Below are 17,179 nucleotides of genomic sequence, written 5' to 3'. Positions count from 1 at the left end.
ATGGAGTCTGATCGATCCCTCCCGCATTTCACGGGGTTGCACGCTCTTCTGAGACTGATCCGGAACCTGTACCACCGGCCACGATTGCTCACCGCGCCATCACCGCACGATCGGCGTGGTGACCAGCCTCTTCCGCTCGTCTGCCTGCACCGGGACCACTCGGTCACGGATTTCCTGCCGACGCTGAAGGAGTCCCTGGACACCGCACTGCCACAGGTTCCCCACGCCCTCATCGACGCGGACGAGGTCGTCGACACCACCACCGACGATCCAGCCCAGCGTCTGCTACCCCTCCTGCACGCGATCCAGCAGGAACTCGGTAAGGACGAGTTCACCTCGGGCGGCATCGGCGAGTTCGACAACTACAAGCTCATCGAGTGGCTGACACGACAACACCTGCCGCCGGAACAGGGAAAACGCGACAAGCCCATACTCCACCTGCTGCGGGAATGGACCGGCGGCCGCCCGGGCACCGGAGGGTTGCGCACGCTCATCTCCGAAGTTCCACACGCTCTGACCCGTTTCGTGCTGAGCGTATTCCTCTGGATCGGCCAACTCCTCGGCATGCGGTGGCTGGCGGGGAGAGTACCGGGGCTCGGCCGCGAAGCACGCTGGATCATGCGTCAACCGTTCATGGTGCCGCGGCACTCCATCGGTCTTCAGGGCTTCGCCGAGCGCCTGACGCTCGACCGACGCGCCTCCGAAAGCCAAGAACAGATCAAGAAACTGCTGCTGCACGCTTTCCTGGAGGATCTCCGCATCGCCTATCGGCGCAGACGATTGCGGATCCTGCCGCACAGGGCCGGTTGGCGCCGTACCACCTATGCCACGGTTCTGCTGGACAACGTCCGCGGCACCAACGGTGGCTGGGAATTGTTGCGACTGATCAACGAGGTACGCAACGAGACCGGCAAACTCGATCCGCTCCTTGTCGTCGCGGCGACAGACGACCCTCCACAGACCCCGCAGGCTGCCAATCCCTCGCTGACCGCCGCCGTACACGCGAACGAAGCCCTCTCCGAATGGCAGCGACGGCTGCCCAGCCGGCGGCAGAAACTCGCTCCCGACGCGCGCTATCTGCACATCGAACTTCCAGCCGCCACACCCGCGGCAGAAACCACCGGCGAGGACCGAAAAGCCTGGCAGGACGCTGCGAGCTGGCATCCCCGACGTGCTCCGCTGCTGGCACGACGGTACGTGTGCGAGGCGCTCGTGCTGGTCCTGCTGGCCGCAGGTCTGATCCAGCCCGCCATCACAGTCAGTCAATCCTGGACATCGAGCTGCGCCGCGTTCGAGCGATGGTCAACAGGAACGGTCGCCACCCGGGTGAGTCGTCTGGGCTCCGCTGGCGACCAGTGTCTCGGCTACAGCGACAGCGCCGTACAGGTGTTCGGCACCAATGAGCGGCTGCATTACGCGCAGTCCGCCGTATACGCGCAGAACGAACGGGCGAAACGGCTGCATGCCGATAACCCTCACCGGCCTTACGTCACACTGATCTATTTCGCCGGGTTGACCAACAGCCGGTTCGGCCCCCGCACCGATCACGCCGTGGCGGAAGAATTGGAAGGACTGTTGCTGCGCCAGCGAGAACAGAACAAACGGTCCGCGACGGAGCCGCTGCTTCGGATCATCATCGCCAACGGTGGGACGGGAATGCGGGGCGCGCCCGAGGTGACGCGGGAACTTCTCGTGCCGCTCGTCAACTCCGATCCCACCATCCTCGGCGTCGTGGGGATGGACCGCAGCGTGACCGAGACCGAAGAGGCCATTCGCATCCTCGGCGAACACGGCATCCCCGTACTCGGCTCCACACTGACCAGTACCGAGCTGGCCGAGCTCACTCCGCTCTACTTCCAGCTCGTCCCGGGAAACGAGAAACAGGCCGAGCTGATCATCGACTACGCGGCGCACCTCAACTCACCGAAGGTCACCCTGTACCACCCCTCCACGAGCGGACGGAACATCTATGCGGCGACTCTCGTCTCGGCGCTGACCGAGAAGCTCGACAGTACGGACATCGCGCTGGACGAGCGCACGTGGGAGCGTTCGGTCAGCGAGTTGGCGCCGCTGTGTGCCGAGGACACCGACCGCAGCCGGGAGATCGCGTTCTACGCCGGCCGGGAGAACACCTTCGGCGACTTCCTGCGCACCGTCCGCCGCAACTGTCCGGACTCCGCCGAACTCCCCATGATAGTGGCTTCGGACGCGGTGTCCCGGTTCGTCGCGGACCAGCGCAGCCGCAAAACCACCGAGTTCAACGGTGTGACGGTCTCCTACGTCGGTATGGGAAGCCCCGTGATCCTGGCAGGTGAGGACTGCGTAGCCGGCCGTGCCAACTCGCTGCCCGCCGGAGGAACACAGCTCAACGCGTTCTGCAGCGGTTACCGCAAGTTGCGCGAGACACTACGCGAACAGCTTCCCCGAGCGGAGGCACCGAACATGCCCTGGCCCGGCGAGCGGGTCGGCGGCCTGTACGACGCCGCGGGGTTGTTCATCAACGCCGTCATCGCCATCCGCCACGACCGGGGACCGACGAGAAATGGCCTCACACCACACCGTGCCGAGGTGGCTCAGCAACTTCGTGACAGCTCGTTCGAGGGGGCCACGGGCACGATCGACTTCGGCCGCTCCCAAATCGCCGATGACCGCAGCCTCGCCATCCTGCGCATCGACAACATCAGCGAGCTCCGCGGCCCGGCGGGAACACCGAGTTGCGTATACCTCCTCGGGACGGTCTACGACGGCCGGCATCCCAGCACCGCGACCGGGTGCCCGCGGATCGAATAGCACCGCGGCCAGGAGAACAGTCGAACGACCGGCGCCGTTGCAGCCCAGCCCCCAGCAGTACACCACCAGCCTGTGGCCGCTCGGACACGGCCGGGCTCGTCCGACACCGCCGTATATCACCCCACGCGACCTACCGCCAAAACTTCCACACCAGCCTCGTGGACTGAAACCAGAGCCGTCACCGACCACGCCTCCCACGGTGCATCACCACGTGTCCGTTTGTGGCCGGGCCGTCAAGCTCGACCACAACGGTGACCAAACCCCGGTGGGAACGTGAACAGATGCACCGATGTGGCCGATAATGCGATCATGAACGGCACGAACATCGACTTCGTGGGCGCCACACCGAGGTGCCTGCGCCCGCCGGCCAGCGGAGCGGCCACCAAAGGAGAGGGGAGTGCCGCCGTGGACCGAGCCGACCTGCGCGTTCGCTGCCGCCGACGGGTCGACGAGCTGCTCGGCCACATCGGCGTGCCGCACCCGTGGGACATCAACGATTTCCTCGACCGTCTCGAACAACACCGCGGCCGCGACATCGACCTGTGCCCGATCGTGTGGACCCGAGGGGACAGCTGCGGGGTGTGGCAACAGCACGCCGACCACGACGTGATCGCCTACGCCGCCAACACCAGTGGTTTTCACCAGGACCACATCATCCTGCACGAGGTCGGGCACATGATCTCGCGGCATCGTGGCCACTGCGTCCTGTCCGAACAGGAAGCCCAACGCATCGCACCGGACCTGGCCCCGGCGGCGCTGACGCACCTGCTGGATCGGGCAACGGGGGAATCGCAGGAACACGAGGCCGAGACAGTGGCATCGCTGCTGCACCAGCGGGCACGTCGACGTCCCCACGTGGCGGGCGAGGCCCCACCGAGGGCCGCGCGACGTCTCGCCCGGGTCGACTACATCTTCGGAGGCTGAGCATGGGCGTGTCCGTGCTGTTTTTGGCCACCGGCTTCGTGGTGTTCTCTGTGGCCGGCTACCGCATCGTGCTCTGGAACCGAGGACGCAGACGCCCCACCGAGATACCGCTGATCACGCTCGCCTGCGCGCTGGGAACGGCCTTCGTCACGCTGGCCCCCGTCGTGCAGGCCGCCGAAAGCGCACTGCTGCCCAGCCTCGGACGGCTGCTGTCGAACACGTGCACGCTCGTGGCGGCGTTCGGATTCCTGCACCTGATGCTCTACGTCAGCCACCCCGCCGAACAGGTACCGAGCAAAGTCCGACCTCGCCTGCTGACCCTGCTGCTGACCCTGGTGGGCATGACCGCGATGTTCGCGCTCAGCGACCCCCCAGGCGGGACCGGCGTGTTCACCGGGCTCTACGCCACCCAGCCGACCCTGGCCGTATACACGCTACTGTACTCGCTGTACCTGGGCACGGCCGTGATCGAGCTGATCGTGCTGACCATGCGCTCGATCCGCTACACCCGCACCTGGCTGCGGGCCGGGATGATCCTGCTGGCCCTCGGCAGCACACTGGCCGCCGGATACCTCGCGCACAAACTATGGTCGGTGCTGTCGGAACTGCTCACCAGCACGATCGCCGAGCCCTACTGCCCCTCGGCGTTCGCCACGATCGACTGCACCTTCGCGATCGGTCTTCCGGCGCTGTCCGTGCTGGCCATTGTGTTGGGCGCCGCCGTGCCCACTCTCGGACCGCGCTGCGAACAACTCGTCCGTTCGCTGGGGCACCGACGTTCCTACCGGCGGCTGTACCCACTGTGGCACACGCTGCACACAGCCATGCCGAGTATCGCCTTCACCGTCGACGACACCACGCGAACCCCCGCGCCGACACGTGGCGGTTCGGAACAGCTGTACCGACGTGTAGTGGCCATCCGTGACGGGATGCTCCTGCTACGGCCCTACCGGTCGGCCGAGGACACCCGCGGCCACCAAGCCGCGGCACGGCGGGACGGCGTCGCCGAGCAGGACCGCGCCGCCACTGTAGAAGCCCGAGACATTCACACCGCGCTGTCGCGCCACCGGCGCGACACGCCGATCCCCGACACCGAGCGCACCCGAGCCGCCGAACCCTACGACGACCTCGCGGCCGAAATCAGCTGGCTCGTGCGGGTCTCCGAAGCCCTGGCCAGGCACCCCACACCACCCAGCACGAACAACGAGCAACCGCACCACCCCTACTGACCACCGAAGACGAACCGCTCGTGCAGCTGCCACCGCTGCCGCAACACCACCAGCCACGCCTCACCCAGCTCCACGGTCAACGGCACCGACTCCGCCGCCTCCCGCCGCAGCGCCGCAGCCGTCTCCTCCTCGGCCCCCATCGCCACCGTCACGTGCGGATCCACCAAGTCGTAACGCCCCTCGTAGGGCACCAGATGCGGCCAGCCGCGCCGGACCCGGTCGGTCAACTCCCGCAACGCATCCATCGGTTCGGGAACCAGATACACGAACCCACCCTGCCGATGGCACCGATCCAGCACCACCCGCAGCGGTGGCTGTCGGTCGAACAACGCCCGCAACGTGGTGACCACCCCGGTATCGAGCTCCTCGGCGGCCAGAAACGGATACAACACCGACAGGTGCGCCGGAACCCCGTCACGCACCACATGCGGATACCGCTCGGCCACCGGGGCCAGCGCCGCATCGGCGGCGGGAACCGGAATGACCAGACCAGTACGACCCTCTCGCGCCATGGCTCCGTTCTACCCGATCACGAAAGCGACACCCCACCGGTTCGCCCTCGGCCTTTCAGCCACCACCTCACCACGGGCGTGAGAACGCAGCCGGACCCACACCGTCGCCGAACCGGGAAGCGGACATGGATCTCACCATCCGTTCCCGAAGTCGCAACCGGCCGAACACTCCTCAACGCCGCAGCCACAGCCCGCACGCGAGGCGACGATACCGTTTGGCCGATGACGCTAACCCTGCCCGAGCTTCCCGACCTGCCGGTCCGGCCCGTCCTCGGCGACATCGCCACCGAGCTGGACCGCAGCGGCACCGCCGTGCTGGTGGCCCCACCCGGAACCGGCAAAACCACGCTGGTACCACTGGCACTGGCCGAACGCGGCCTGCGGGTGGTGGTGGCCGAACCACGCCGCCTGGCCACCCGCGCCGCCGCCACCCGCATGGCCGAACTGCTCGGGCAACAGGTCGGCGAACAGGTCGGCTACGCGGTCCGCGGCGAACGGCGCGGCTCACCACACACCCGCATCGAAGTCGTCACCTCCGGACTGCTGGTGCGGCGCCTCCAATCCGACCCCGAACTGTCCGGCGTGGACGCGGTCATCCTCGACGAGTGCCACGAACGCCACCTCGACGCCGACCTGCTGCTGGCGCTGCTGCTCGACGCCCGCGACGGGCTCCGCCCCGACCTTCGAGTACTGGCCACCTCAGCCACCGTCGACAGCGAGCGACTGGCGAACCTGCTCGGCGAACAGGACCCAGCCCCGGTGCTGCACGCCCCCGGACGGCCCCACCCGGTCGAAACCAGCCACATCGCCCCACTACGCAACGAGGCGACCGAGAACACCGTGGCACGCGCGATACGCACCGCGCTGCGCGACCAACACGGCGACGTACTCGCCTTCCTCCCCGGCGCCCGCGAGATCACCCGCACCCGCCAAGCACTGTCCGACGAAACCGACGTGGACGTGTTACCGCTGCACGGCAGACTCCCCACCGCCGAACAGGACGACGCTCTGACCCCCAGATCCCGACGTCGCGTCGTACTGGCCACCGCCGTAGCCGAATCCAGCCTCACCGTGCCCGGCGTGCGCGCGGTGGTCGACTCCGGCCTGTCCCGCGTCTCCCGCGTCGACCACCGCCGCGGCCTGTCCGGCCTGGTCACCGTGCGCTCACCCCTGGCGATCGCCGAACAACGAGCCGGCCGCGCGGGCCGCGAAGGCCCCGGCCAGGCCTACCGGTGCTGGCCCGAACACGAACACAGCACCCTCGCCCGCTATCCCGAACCCGAAATCCGCACCACCGACCTCACCCGACTCGCACTGGAACTGGCCTGCTGGGGAACCCCGGACGGGCAGGCGCTGCGCTGGTGGGACACCCCACCACAAGGCCCCCTGAGCGCCGGACACCACGTGCTGTCCGCACTGGGCGCTCTCGACAGCGACAGCAAGATCACCGAACGCGGACACCGCATGGCCGAACTCGGCCTCCACCCCCGCCTGTCCCGTGCGCTGCTGGACGGCAGCGCCCGAACCGGGCGACGCACCGCCGCCGAAGTCGTCGCGCTACTCGACGACGACACCCTGACCACCGACACCGAACTCGCCACCGCCCTGCGCAAACTCCGCACCAACGGACCCGGTTCCCGCCGCTGGCGACGCGAAGCGGCACGGCTGGAAAAGATGGTGCCAGCCACACCGAACCCACCCGACGCCGACGACGAGGCGCTGGTAGTGGCCCTGGCCCACCCCGAACGACTGGCCAGACGCCGCGCACCCCGCTCCCGGGTGTACCTCATGGCCGGCGGCACCGCCGTAGAGCTACCTCGCTCCGAAGTACGCGAGGATCCCTCCGGCATGCCCACCTCCGAAGGACTGGCCGGATCGGAATGGCTGGCCGTGGCCGTAGCCGAACGCGACCCCAGCCGCGTACACGGGTTCGTACGACTGGCCGCACGCGCCGACCAACGACTCGCCGAACAAGCCGCCCCCGGCATGGTGGAACACACCGACGAGATCGACTGGAACGACGGCGACGTGCGCGCCCGCACCCTGCGCCGCCTGGGCTCGATCGTGCTCTCCGACGCGCCGCTGCGGCAGCCCCCACCCGAGCCAGTGCGAGCAGCACTGCTCGACGGTCTGCACAGCGAGGGACTACGGCTGCTGAACTGGGACACCGAAGCCCACCAGCTCCGACAACGACTGGCCTTCCTGCGCCGCACATTCGGCCAGCCCTGGCCCAGCACCGACGAGGCCGACCTGCTGGCCAAGGCCGACACGTGGCTGGAACCCGAACTCTCGGCCGCACGCAACCGTGCCGACCTGGAACACATCGATGTCGGACAGGCACTGCGCCGCCTGCTGCCGTGGCCCGAGGCCGGACGGATCGACGAACTGGCCCCACCGCGAATGCAGGTGCCCTCCGGGGCGCGGATCCGCCTCGACTACGACGACGAACAACCCGTCCTGCCGGTACGGCTGCAGGAGGTGTTCGGCTGGAGCAGCGTCCCCACCATCGCCGACGGTCGCGTCACGGTGCTGATGCGGCTGCTCGACCCCGCCGGACGACCCGCCGCCGTCACCGGCGACCTGACCTCGTTCTGGAACAACGGCTACCACCAGGTCCGCGCCGAACTACGCGGCCAGTACCTCAAACACCCCTGGCCGGAGGACCCGTGGAACGCCACCCCCGCCCGACCACGAGGAGACTGACGAAACCGGCTACCGAAGCCGGTAGCGCACATGGACCATGCCGTTTCCGAAACGACGCTGGTCGAGCAACTCCAGCTCGGCACGCGCCCCGCGCGGAAAGAACGACTTACCACCACCCACCAACACCGGTGCGAAAAACAACCCACACTCGTCGACCAAACCGGCCTCGAACGCATGGGCCGCCAACTCCGGGCCGCCCACGGTGAGATCCTGCTCGGCCGAGTTCTTCAGGTCCCGCACCGCCTCCACATCGAACCTTCGTTCGATCCGGGTGCGGGTGGTGAACACCGTGTCCAACGTGCCGGAGTAGACGATCTTGTCGGCCGCCCGCCACAGCCGCGCGAACTCACCCATGGCGGGGGAGTGCTCGGCCAGCGCGGGATCGGTCTCCCACCCGGTCATCAACTCGTAGAGCCTGCGCCCGTACAGATGCGTACCGACCGGCCGCTCCAACTCGTTGATGAAGGCCAGCACCTCCTCATCGGGCACGGCCCAGTCGAACCGGCCGTGCTCGTCGGCGATGTAGCCGTCGAGCGAGGCCAACGCGGAACAGATCAGCCTCGCCATGGCGCTCCCGTCCGCTGCGAAATCTCCGACGACACCGGGCGCCCCTCTCGACAGAACACGAGCACCATGTTCCCGCATCCGCCAGTACGACGCAGCCGACACGGCACCGTCACCACGGCGCCGCGCTGCGATAGTGGTACCGGCACACCTCGACGAATCCCGCACGCTCGTACAGCCGCAGGGCCGACGGGTTGTCCCCGTCGACCTGCAGATACATCCCCTCGGCTCCCAGCCCCGACGCCCAGTCGGCCAACGACCGCAACACGTCACGGGCCGCGCCCCGCCCGCGCGCCCGAGGCAACGTGGCCATGCCGAACACACCCGCCCAGCCGGTGTCGACGACCGCCCGGCCCACCGCCACGATCTCGCCCTTCTCGAGCACGCAGGCACAAGCACTCGGCTGCTCCACCCGGGCCAGCATGTCCCACTCCCGCCGAAGATCGGCACCAGCACCGTGCACCGCGTGCCACACGTCGAACCACGCGTCGGTCGGACTCTCCACCAGCCGCACTTCGGACCCGTTCACTCCGGCCGACGCGCGCACCCCACTGACCGAAGCCGTCCGCAGCGACATCAAGGTGTGCCGATGGTACCCGCGCCCGGCCAGCAGCGTGTCGAGCTCGTCGGGACACACTCCCGGCGTGAGCTGAAAACACGCCGGGACCTCGAAGTCCGCGTAGAAACGCTCGGCAACCGAGACCGCCCGTTCCAGCTCCCCAGCAGCGCCCTCACCGTGGGGCAGCACAGTGCCCGCCCACCAGGAGGCGCTGGCGGTTCGACGCAGCCACCAGCCGCCGAACCCTTCGACGTGCTCGGCAGGCAGCGCCCGGGCCGCCTTCTCCTGCAGTGCCCGCACCGTTGCCGAGTCGCACCCCGGAGCTGACACGGCCACCACCTCCCACGAGTCTTCTCCCGCACACGCTCCACTGACCGCCCACCACGCCAGGCAGCGGTTCAGAGCAGACTCAACTGCCGAGCAGCGGACCGCTTGCCACCCTCGTCGCCATCACGCACCGCCGTGTCACCCAACTCGGACAGGAACGGGCTGGGGGAGCGCTGCCCCGCCGTGGCCGCCTGGCCACGACGCGTCGCACGGGTCAGGTACAACCGCCGCTGGGCCCGAGTCATCCCCACGAAGAACAGCCGCCGTTCCTCGGCGGTGTCGTCCCGTTGCTCACCCGGCCAGCGCAACGGCAGCAACCCCTCCTCACAACCGGTCACGAACACCACCGGGTACTCCAACCCCTTCGCCGCGTGCAGCGTCAGAAGCGACACCGCGTCCGCGCGCGGATCCAACGCGTCGACCTCCGCGCCCAACATGACCTCCCGGCAGAAGCCCACCACGTCCTCGTCAAAACGCGCGGCCAGCGGGCTCAACAACTCCACGGCCGTGTGCAGCTGTTCGGCCTGATCCCCCAGACTCTCAGCCACAGTAGCGGCGGCCTGCTCCAACTGCCGCAGCACCGTGCCCGAGCGGCCACCGGCATAACCCAGCTCCCGCAGCAACGGCTCCACGCCGGCACGTGCCGCCAGCGGATCGTGACTGCGTTTCTGCACCGGAAATCCCTGCCGGCTCAACTCCTCGACCAGCACCCGCGACTGCGCATCGGTGCGGTAGACCACCGCCATGTCGCCGAACCCCAACGACGAGGTCTCGTAACCCTCGGCGCTGCCGCTGTCCAGCGAATGAAACGTGGAACCACCGAGCAACCCGTCAACGGTGCGGGCCACGAACCTGGCCTCGGCCCGCTCGTCGGACGCCCGGTGCAGCACGATCGGATGTTCACTGTCGGCACCCACCGGCCGCAGCGTCCGCTCCGGAACCAGACTCTCCGGGCGGATCGCCCGCACCGCGCCCTCGACGATGCGCCGCCCACTGCGATAGTTCCGCGTCAACGCCCGCACCGGAGCATCCGGATAGTCCCGCTCGAACCGCAGGAAAAACCCCACATCGGCGCCACGGAAACCGTAGATCGCCTGATCCGGGTCGCCGATGACGGTCAGGTTGGCCGCGGCGGGCGCCAACAGCCGCAACAGTCGGTACTGCACCTCGTCGACATCCTGATACTCGTCGACACTGATCCAGCGATACCGCTGTTGATACCACTCGGCCAGCTCGGGATCGGCTTGCAACAGCTCGACCGGAAGCACCAGCAGATCGTCAAAATCCACCAGTCCCTCCCGCCGCAGCGCGGCGGTGTAGTCGGGCAGCAGCTCCGAAACCTCGCCGGAGACCTCACCACCTCGGCGAGCGCGGGACAACGCGGAGACACACTGCCGAGCCCTGCGCTCGTCACCGGTCAACGACACCAGAATCCGGTGTCGACGATCGGCGTCGACCAGGGCGAGGTCCTCGGGCAACCCCAGCGCGGCGTGGTTGTCCCGCACGATGCTCAGCCCCAACGAGTGAAACGTCGCCACCGTGACCTCACGGCCCCGTTCTCCCACCAAGACGGTGATCCGTCGGCTCATCTCCGCCGCGGCCCGCCGAGTGAAGGTAATGGCCAGGCAGCTCGAGGCGGGCACACCCCGTTCCTCAACCAGATGGGCGATCCGATGCGTGATCGTGCGGGTCTTACCCGTGCCCGGCCCAGCCACGATCATCAACGGTCCGGACACCACCTCGGCCGCGGCCCGTTGCTCGGCATCGAGTTCGGCCAACATCCCGGTGGCAGCAGACCCGTCGCCCCCGGCGGCATCCGGGACACCCGAAACATCGAAGCGTTCTCGTTCCTCGAGCGACATGGTGTCCGCCGCACCGAACGATGGGGAAGTGGTGGGCATCTCCCCCTCGACGGTGTCCGATTCGGCCGCCGAGCCCGGCGGGGTAGGGATGGGCAGCTCGTCATCGGCGAATAACGAGGCCGCCCCACCGCTGCGCACCCGCGAAAGCTCGTCCGGCTCGAACACGCGAATCGTGCCGTACTCACCGTCAAAACCGGCTTCCCGATACACCCTGCCCGCGCGCAACCGCTCGATCGCCTCGGCCAACGCACCGTCATCCCGCCGCAACCGCTCGACCGGCACGTCCTCCAGAATGGCCAGTTCCGAACCGTGCCGCGCCGTGAGCTCGCTGATCTCACCGAACACCCGCTTGCTCTTGGGGCCGACACCCCGGAGCTCACCCACGATCTCCGGAAGCGGTATCAGATTGCGATATCCCGCCGCGCCGGACGGGCGCACCCCCTCCGACCGATCCGCCAACGCATCCACCCGGTTGAGCACCCCCACCGTCAACGGCTTGCCACACACCGGGCACCGACGCCCGTGACTCCGAGTCTCGGACGGATCCAACCGCACCCCGCACTTGCGATGCCCGTCGAGGTGATACTTGCCCTCCTCGGGAAAGAACTCCACCGTCCCCTCGAAACCAACACCGGTCTCCAGCGCGCGACGCATCGCGAAATAGTCCAACTCGGTGTCGAACACAGTGGCTTCCCGAGCCAACATCGGCGGCGAATGCGCGTCGGAATGACTCACCAGCGTGTACTCGTCCAACGCCGACAGTCGCCAATTCATCTCCGGATCGCTGGACAACCCCGTCTCCAACGCGAAAACGTGACCCGCCAGATCCCGATAACACTCACCGATCGAATCGAACCCGGCCTTGGACCCCAGCACGGCGAACCACGGAGTCCAGATATGAGCAGGCACCAGATACGACCCCGCCCCGGACTCCAACGTGATCTCCAACAGATCCCGCGCGTCCAACCCCAGAATAGGACGCCCATCCGAACCCAGATTGCCGATGTTGCCGAGTCTGCGGCTGAACTCCTCGGCCGCGTCGAAATCCGGCACATAGCACAAATGGTGAATCTTGCGAGTGTAATCACCGTACTTGTAGATCGTGGCGATCTCCACCGACAACATGAACCGCACCGGAGTGTGACACTCGGCGGGCAACGTGCGCAGCGCCGCACGCTCGTACTCCGGACGCAGCCGCAACAATCCAGGCTCGGCGGGCTCCAGAACCTCACGCAGATGCGCACGCCAAGCCGGATGCGTGAAGTCCCCGGTACCCACCACCGTGACCCCCTTGCGACGCGCCCACCAGGCCAGGTGCTCGATGTCGCAGTCCTTGCTGCACGCGCGGGAGTACTTGGAGTGAATATGCAAGTCAGCGTAGAAGCGCACCCGCCGATCCTGCCAAACCAGCCACACCCCACACGTCCGGGCCACACCTACTCATGTCGCACATCTTCCGGACCTGTCGAACCGGGCCCGACAGACACGCGAGGCCGGTGGAAACCTCCGCAACCACCGGCCCCGCACAACGCACGAACAGATCAGACCAGGCCCAACCCGCGCACGGTCTCCCGCTCGTCGACCAACTCCTGCACCGAAGCGTCGATACGCGGACGGGAGAACTCGTCGATGTCGAGCCCCCGAACGATCTCGTAACGCCCATCCCGAGCGGTCACCGGGAAGGACGAAATCAATCCCTCCGGCACACCATAGGAACCGTCGGACACCACACCCGCCGACGTCCAGTCGCCCTCGGCCGTGCCGTTGACCCAGGTGTGCACGTGATCGATGGCCGCGTTGGCGGCCGACGCCGCCGAGGAAGCCCCACGAGCCTCGATGATCGCCGCACCACGCTTGGCCACGGTCGGGATGAACTCCTCACTCATCCACTGCCGCTCGACCTGCTCCGCGGCGATCTTGCCGCCCACCTCCGCGTGGAACAGATCCGGGTACTGCGTCGCCGAATGGTTACCCCAGATCGCCAACCTACGGATCTCGTCGACACCCACACCCAGCTTGAGCGCCAACTGCGCCAACGCACGATTGTGATCCAACCTGGTCATCGCCGTGAAACGCTCCGCGGGAACATCCGGAGCATGGGCCTGGGCGATCAACGCGTTCGTGTTCGCCGGATTGCCCACGACCAGGACCCGCACATCATCGGCCGCGTTGGCATTGATGGCCTCACCCTGCGGTTTGAAGATGCCACCATTGGCCTCGAGCAGATCACCACGCTCCATTCCCTGCGAACGGGGGCGAGCGCCCACCAGCAAGGCAATGTTGGTGCCCTCGAAGGCCCGCTGCGTGTCATCGGTGACCTCGATACTGCGCAGCAACGGGAACGCGCAGTCGGTCAGCTCCATCGCCGTCCCCTCGGCGGCCTTGACCGCCTGCGGAATCTCCAACAACCTGAGATTGATCGGGGTATCCGGACCGATGAGCTGACCGGACGCGATCCGAAACAGCAACGCGTAACCGATCTGACCAGCAGCGCCGGTGACAGTGACGGTAACGGGGGAACGAGTCATGGAGTTCTCTCCTGGTCGCCGGGTATTGCCGAAGCGATGCTATCCACCCGAACGCCACGAACCAGGCGCCCCCGCCACGGATCACACCCCACCCACCGGCCACACCGAAACGAAACCGATTCAGCCGAAACCCCCGCACAACAGTCCGACCACACGATCATCACACCCCGTCACACTCACCACCCGCCACGCGCCGTGTTTCGCCACACCCCGCGATCCAGCAGAATGAAGTCATGCTGCAGGTCTGCCTCAACGGTGCCCGGGGCATTCGGGAACACCACCACTTACCCGTGCAACCACCGGACCTCGCCGCAGCCGCAGCACACAGCGTCGCCGCGGGTGCCGAGGACATCCACGTGCACCCCAAAACCCACGACGGCGCCGACAGCCTCGACGCCACCACGGTGGCCGCCGCCGTCAACGCGGTCCGGGCCGCCGCCCCCGGCATCGCAGTGGGAATCCCCACCACCGCCTGGACCACCCCCGACACGCCCTCCCGGCTCGACGCCATCGCGAGTTGGACCGTCCTCCCGGATCACGCCTCGGTCGACTGGCACGACCCCGACGCCGAACGAATCGCCCACGCACTGCTGAAACGCGGGATAGGCATCGAAGCAGGCATCCACTCCGGAACCGAGGCGGACGAACACTTCGCCCAATGGCGCCACCGCGAGCATGCCCTCCGCATTCTCACCGAGATCGTCGACCCCACCGCCACGGGTGCGACAGCCACCGCCGAAACCCTGCTGGCGCGGATCCGTCCCACCAGCACACCCATCCTGCTGCACGGCAGGGCAGCGGGCGCCTGGCCGGTACTGCGCCTGGCCGAGCAACAGGGCCTGCACACCCGAATCGGGCTGGAAGACACCCTGCTGCTTCCCGACGGCACCATCGCCGACGACAACGCCCAACTCGTCACCGCCGCACTACACATCAGAACGGCACGTGGCTGACCCCCCACGGCACGACTCGTCGCAGGGACTCGTCGCAGGGCAGGGGAGCAGTAGTACCGCGTTTCCGGATCACCGCCCCGTACGCCGCGCTCGAGGGGATCGCACTGTTCTACAACGGACAGTCACCACAACCGGACAACCGTTCTCGCAGCGGATCGAGAAGTCTCGAGGGTGGCGCTGGAAGCAGTCCTCGTCACTGTCGAAAGAGGCCGACGAGCAGTAGACCGTACATCGGCGCTTTACCTGCTTTCTCGCGCCCGTACAGGACAGGGAGTAGCTCGGGAGGAGAGCGGACCCGCCACTGCGAAATCCATTACTTAACATAATGTGCATTATCGGCTAAAGCTGTAACCGGCGGATTCGGCGGTCACGGTGACCGCTCGGCGTTCTTTCACCTTCCACCGGAGACAGTCCAGTCCATTGGCGGTGCGCCGCACGTGCCGAACGCTCGCTCCGTGGTCGGCCATGCGGATTTTCGGGTGCCGCCCGAAGCTGGACGACGATCTCGGGGCGACTATGAAGGTACGGATTCGTCACCGTGATGACGCAGTGCTTGTTCCCAGCTTGTTCCCAGCTTGTTCCCATGTCGGCCGAGAGACACCGACACGTCCCCACTCCGAGCCGACCCTCCGTCCACTCCCGTGAAACGTGGATAACAAATATTATCCACCACTTGGTGTTTCGGATTCTCAAGCCGACGCCGACCGGTGGCGTGCTCACCGAGGTTTCCGGGTGCACGGATCCTGGCAGGCGTGGTTCACGGCCGGCAGCGGCAGTAAACGCACCCGGGCGGCGTTTTCGACACCGACCGCCGCTGTCACGGCCCCTGCCACGCACAGTCCGGCGGAGATGAACATGGCGGTTGCGTACCCCTGCCCCAGCGGTTGCCCCGCGGCGATCCCGGAAAGTCCCGCCAGCGGCGGCAGTACCGCCACCGCCAGCAGCCCGGCCATGCGCGATATGGCGTTGTTGACGCCGGAGGCGACACCGCCGTGTTCGCGTCCGACCGAGGCCAGTACGGCCGAGGTCAGCGGCGCCACGGTGACCGACAGTCCGAGGCCGAAGATCAGCACGGCGGGCAGTACGGTCGTCACATAGGACGTTCCGGGAGTCACACGTGTCATCAGCACGAGCCCGCAGGCACACACCAGCGGGCCGATGGTCATCGGCCACCGCGGACCGATCCGCTGTGCCAGTGCTCCCATTCTGCTGGACAGCAGCAGCATGACCACGGTGATCGGTAAGGTGGCGAGTCCCGCTGCCATCGCCGAGTAGCCGAGCGTCTGCTGCAACTGCAACGACAGCAGGAACAACGCCGAGCTCAGGGCACCGTAGACGGTGAACGTGGTGAGGTTGGCCCCGACGAACTGGCGCGAACGGAACAGCGACAGCGGAAGCAACGGTGCGGACTGCTTCGCCTCGACGAACGGAAAGGTAAGCAGCCCCGCCGTTCCGACGAGTGCCGCGAGCACGGTGATCGGGTTCCAACCGTGTGTGGGGGTTTCGATCAGCGCGTACACGGCACCGGTCAGTCCGAGCGTGACCGCCATCGCGCCGGTTAGGTCGGGCGGTCCCGAAATGTTGGGATCGCGGGTCTCGGGAACATGACGCCGGGTGACCAGCAGGGCGACCGCGGCGATGGGAAGGTTGATGAGGAACACCCAGCGCCAGGAGGCGGTGTCGACCAGCCACCCACCCACGAAGGGTCCGATCGCGGCGGCGATGCCGGTCAGTCCCGCCCAGGTGCCGACGGCTTTACCGCGGTCGTCCTGGCTGATGGAGGCGTTGATCAGGGCGAGGCTGCCCGGAACCAGCAGCGCACCACCGATGCCCTGCACCAGCCGTGCCGTGATCAGTTCCGCTCCCCCACCCGCCAGCCCGCAGCCCAGTGAGGCCAGGGTGAACAGCACCAGTCCGGCGCTGAAGACGCGTCTGCGGCCGTATCGGTCCCCGAGCGCCCCGCCCAGCAGCAGTAGTGCGCTCAGTGTCAGCAGGTAGGCGTCGAGCACCCATTGCAGCAGGGCGAAGGTGCCGCCGAGGTCACGGCTGATGGCGGGCAGCGCGACGTTGACCACCGAGCCGTCCAGGAAGGCGACTCCGGAGCCGAGCATGGTGGCGAGGATGATCCGTCGCCCTTGTGCGGAGCGCAGTGGCACGGGATCGTCGGCGCGGTGAGCGCTCATCGGGTGAGGATAACCGCTGTGGAGCTTCTCGGCCGGAGCGTGCTG

The 17,179-nt window shown here is 67.4% G+C and carries 11 protein-coding genes; 5 read left to right on the top strand and 6 right to left on the bottom strand.

All coding sequences use genetic code 11. The annotated features are described in order from the left end of the window. Nucleotides 1-84 precede the first annotated feature (84 nt). The 3 genes from ACOQFL_RS08075 to ACOQFL_RS08065 all read left to right on the top strand — a co-directional run bounded on the left by ACOQFL_RS08075 (nucleotide 85) and on the right by ACOQFL_RS08065 (nucleotide 4,943). The gene (locus ACOQFL_RS08075) at nucleotides 85-2,790 is read left to right on the top strand and encodes a type 1 periplasmic-binding domain-containing protein (RefSeq protein WP_435543477.1); all 2,706 of its coding nucleotides are present in this window, start codon (nucleotides 85-87) and stop codon (nucleotides 2,788-2,790) included. A 309-nt stretch (nucleotides 2,791-3,099) separates the two neighbouring features. Beyond that, nucleotides 3,100-3,714, top strand: coding sequence for a hypothetical protein (locus tag ACOQFL_RS08070; protein WP_435543476.1), 615 nt, complete (start codon nucleotides 3,100-3,102; stop codon nucleotides 3,712-3,714). Nucleotides 3,715-3,716: 2 nt separating this feature from the next. Next, nucleotides 3,717-4,943 (top strand): MAB_1171c family putative transporter, encoded by a 1,227-nt coding sequence (locus ACOQFL_RS08065; RefSeq protein WP_435543475.1) that lies wholly within the window; start codon nucleotides 3,717-3,719, stop codon nucleotides 4,941-4,943. On the opposite strand, the gene ACOQFL_RS08060 is transcribed toward ACOQFL_RS08065, so the two are convergent. After that, nucleotides 4,937-5,455 carry a 2'-5' RNA ligase family protein gene (locus ACOQFL_RS08060; protein WP_435543474.1) on the bottom strand — a complete coding sequence of 173 codons (519 nt, stop codon included), beginning with the start codon at nucleotides 5,453-5,455 and terminating at the stop codon, nucleotides 4,937-4,939. The two genes, ACOQFL_RS08065 and ACOQFL_RS08060, sit on opposite strands and share 7 nt — an antisense overlap. Before the next feature lie 222 nt (nucleotides 5,456-5,677). Between ACOQFL_RS08060 and hrpB the strand changes: the two genes are divergently transcribed. Continuing rightward, nucleotides 5,678-8,158, top strand: coding sequence for an ATP-dependent helicase HrpB (gene hrpB / locus ACOQFL_RS08055; protein ID WP_435543473.1), 2,481 nt, complete (start codon nucleotides 5,678-5,680; stop codon nucleotides 8,156-8,158). Nucleotides 8,159-8,167: 9 nt separating this feature from the next. On the opposite strand, the gene ACOQFL_RS08050 is transcribed toward hrpB, so the two are convergent. The 4 genes from ACOQFL_RS08050 to ACOQFL_RS08035 all read right to left on the bottom strand — a co-directional run bounded on the left by ACOQFL_RS08050 (nucleotide 8,168) and on the right by ACOQFL_RS08035 (nucleotide 13,998). After that, nucleotides 8,168-8,725, bottom strand: a complete 558-nt coding sequence (locus ACOQFL_RS08050; RefSeq protein WP_435543472.1) for a dihydrofolate reductase family protein — start codon at nucleotides 8,723-8,725, stop codon at nucleotides 8,168-8,170. A gap of 109 nt (nucleotides 8,726-8,834) precedes the next feature. Then, on the bottom strand, nucleotides 8,835-9,611 hold the full coding sequence (locus ACOQFL_RS08045; protein ID WP_435543471.1) for a GNAT family N-acetyltransferase: 777 nt from the start codon (nucleotides 9,609-9,611) through the stop codon (nucleotides 8,835-8,837). A 68-nt stretch (nucleotides 9,612-9,679) separates the two neighbouring features. Then, complete coding sequence (locus tag ACOQFL_RS08040; protein WP_435543470.1) at nucleotides 9,680-12,859, bottom strand: UvrD-helicase domain-containing protein; 3,180 nt, start codon at nucleotides 12,857-12,859, stop codon at nucleotides 9,680-9,682. 152 nt (nucleotides 12,860-13,011) lie between these two features. Continuing rightward, nucleotides 13,012-13,998, bottom strand: coding sequence for a malate dehydrogenase (locus ACOQFL_RS08035; protein ID WP_092627107.1), 987 nt, complete (start codon nucleotides 13,996-13,998; stop codon nucleotides 13,012-13,014). Between the two features lie 233 nt (nucleotides 13,999-14,231). Here ACOQFL_RS08035 and ACOQFL_RS08030 point away from each other — a divergent pair, with 233 nt between their 5' ends. Then, nucleotides 14,232-14,951, top strand: a complete 720-nt coding sequence (locus ACOQFL_RS08030) for a 3-keto-5-aminohexanoate cleavage protein (RefSeq protein WP_435543469.1) — start codon at nucleotides 14,232-14,234, stop codon at nucleotides 14,949-14,951. A 716-nt stretch (nucleotides 14,952-15,667) separates the two neighbouring features. On the opposite strand, the gene ACOQFL_RS08025 is transcribed toward ACOQFL_RS08030, so the two are convergent. Beyond that, nucleotides 15,668-17,134 (bottom strand): MFS transporter, encoded by a 1,467-nt coding sequence (locus ACOQFL_RS08025; RefSeq protein ID WP_435543468.1) that lies wholly within the window; start codon nucleotides 17,132-17,134, stop codon nucleotides 15,668-15,670. Nucleotides 17,135-17,179: the final 45 nt, after the last annotated feature.

It is taken from the genome of Actinopolyspora sabaoui, assembly GCF_051225635.1.
Taxonomy (GTDB): Bacteria; Actinomycetota; Actinomycetes; order Mycobacteriales; family Pseudonocardiaceae; genus Actinopolyspora.
This window is presented reverse-complemented; position numbering and strand designations above follow the sequence as displayed.

Bases quoted from the DNA above. Each gene is read 5' to 3' on its own strand.
- ACOQFL_RS08070 (WP_435543476.1), top strand. From the start codon at position 3,100: ATGAACGGCACGAACATCGACTTCGTGGGCGCCACACCGAGGTGCCTG.
- ACOQFL_RS08065 (WP_435543475.1), top strand. From the start codon at position 3,717: ATGGGCGTGTCCGTGCTGTTTTTGGCCACCGGCTTCGTGGTGTTCTCT.
- ACOQFL_RS08060 (WP_435543474.1), bottom strand. From the start codon at position 5,455: ATGGCGCGAGAGGGTCGTACTGGTCTGGTCATTCCGGTTCCCGCCGCC.
- hrpB (WP_435543473.1), top strand. From the start codon at position 5,678: ATGACGCTAACCCTGCCCGAGCTTCCCGACCTGCCGGTCCGGCCCGTC.
- ACOQFL_RS08050 (WP_435543472.1), bottom strand. From the start codon at position 8,725: ATGGCGAGGCTGATCTGTTCCGCGTTGGCCTCGCTCGACGGCTACATC.
- ACOQFL_RS08035 (WP_092627107.1), bottom strand. From the start codon at position 13,998: ATGACTCGTTCCCCCGTTACCGTCACTGTCACCGGCGCTGCTGGTCAG.
- ACOQFL_RS08030 (WP_435543469.1), top strand. From the start codon at position 14,232: ATGCTGCAGGTCTGCCTCAACGGTGCCCGGGGCATTCGGGAACACCAC.
- ACOQFL_RS08025 (WP_435543468.1), bottom strand. From the start codon at position 17,134: ATGAGCGCTCACCGCGCCGACGATCCCGTGCCACTGCGCTCCGCACAA.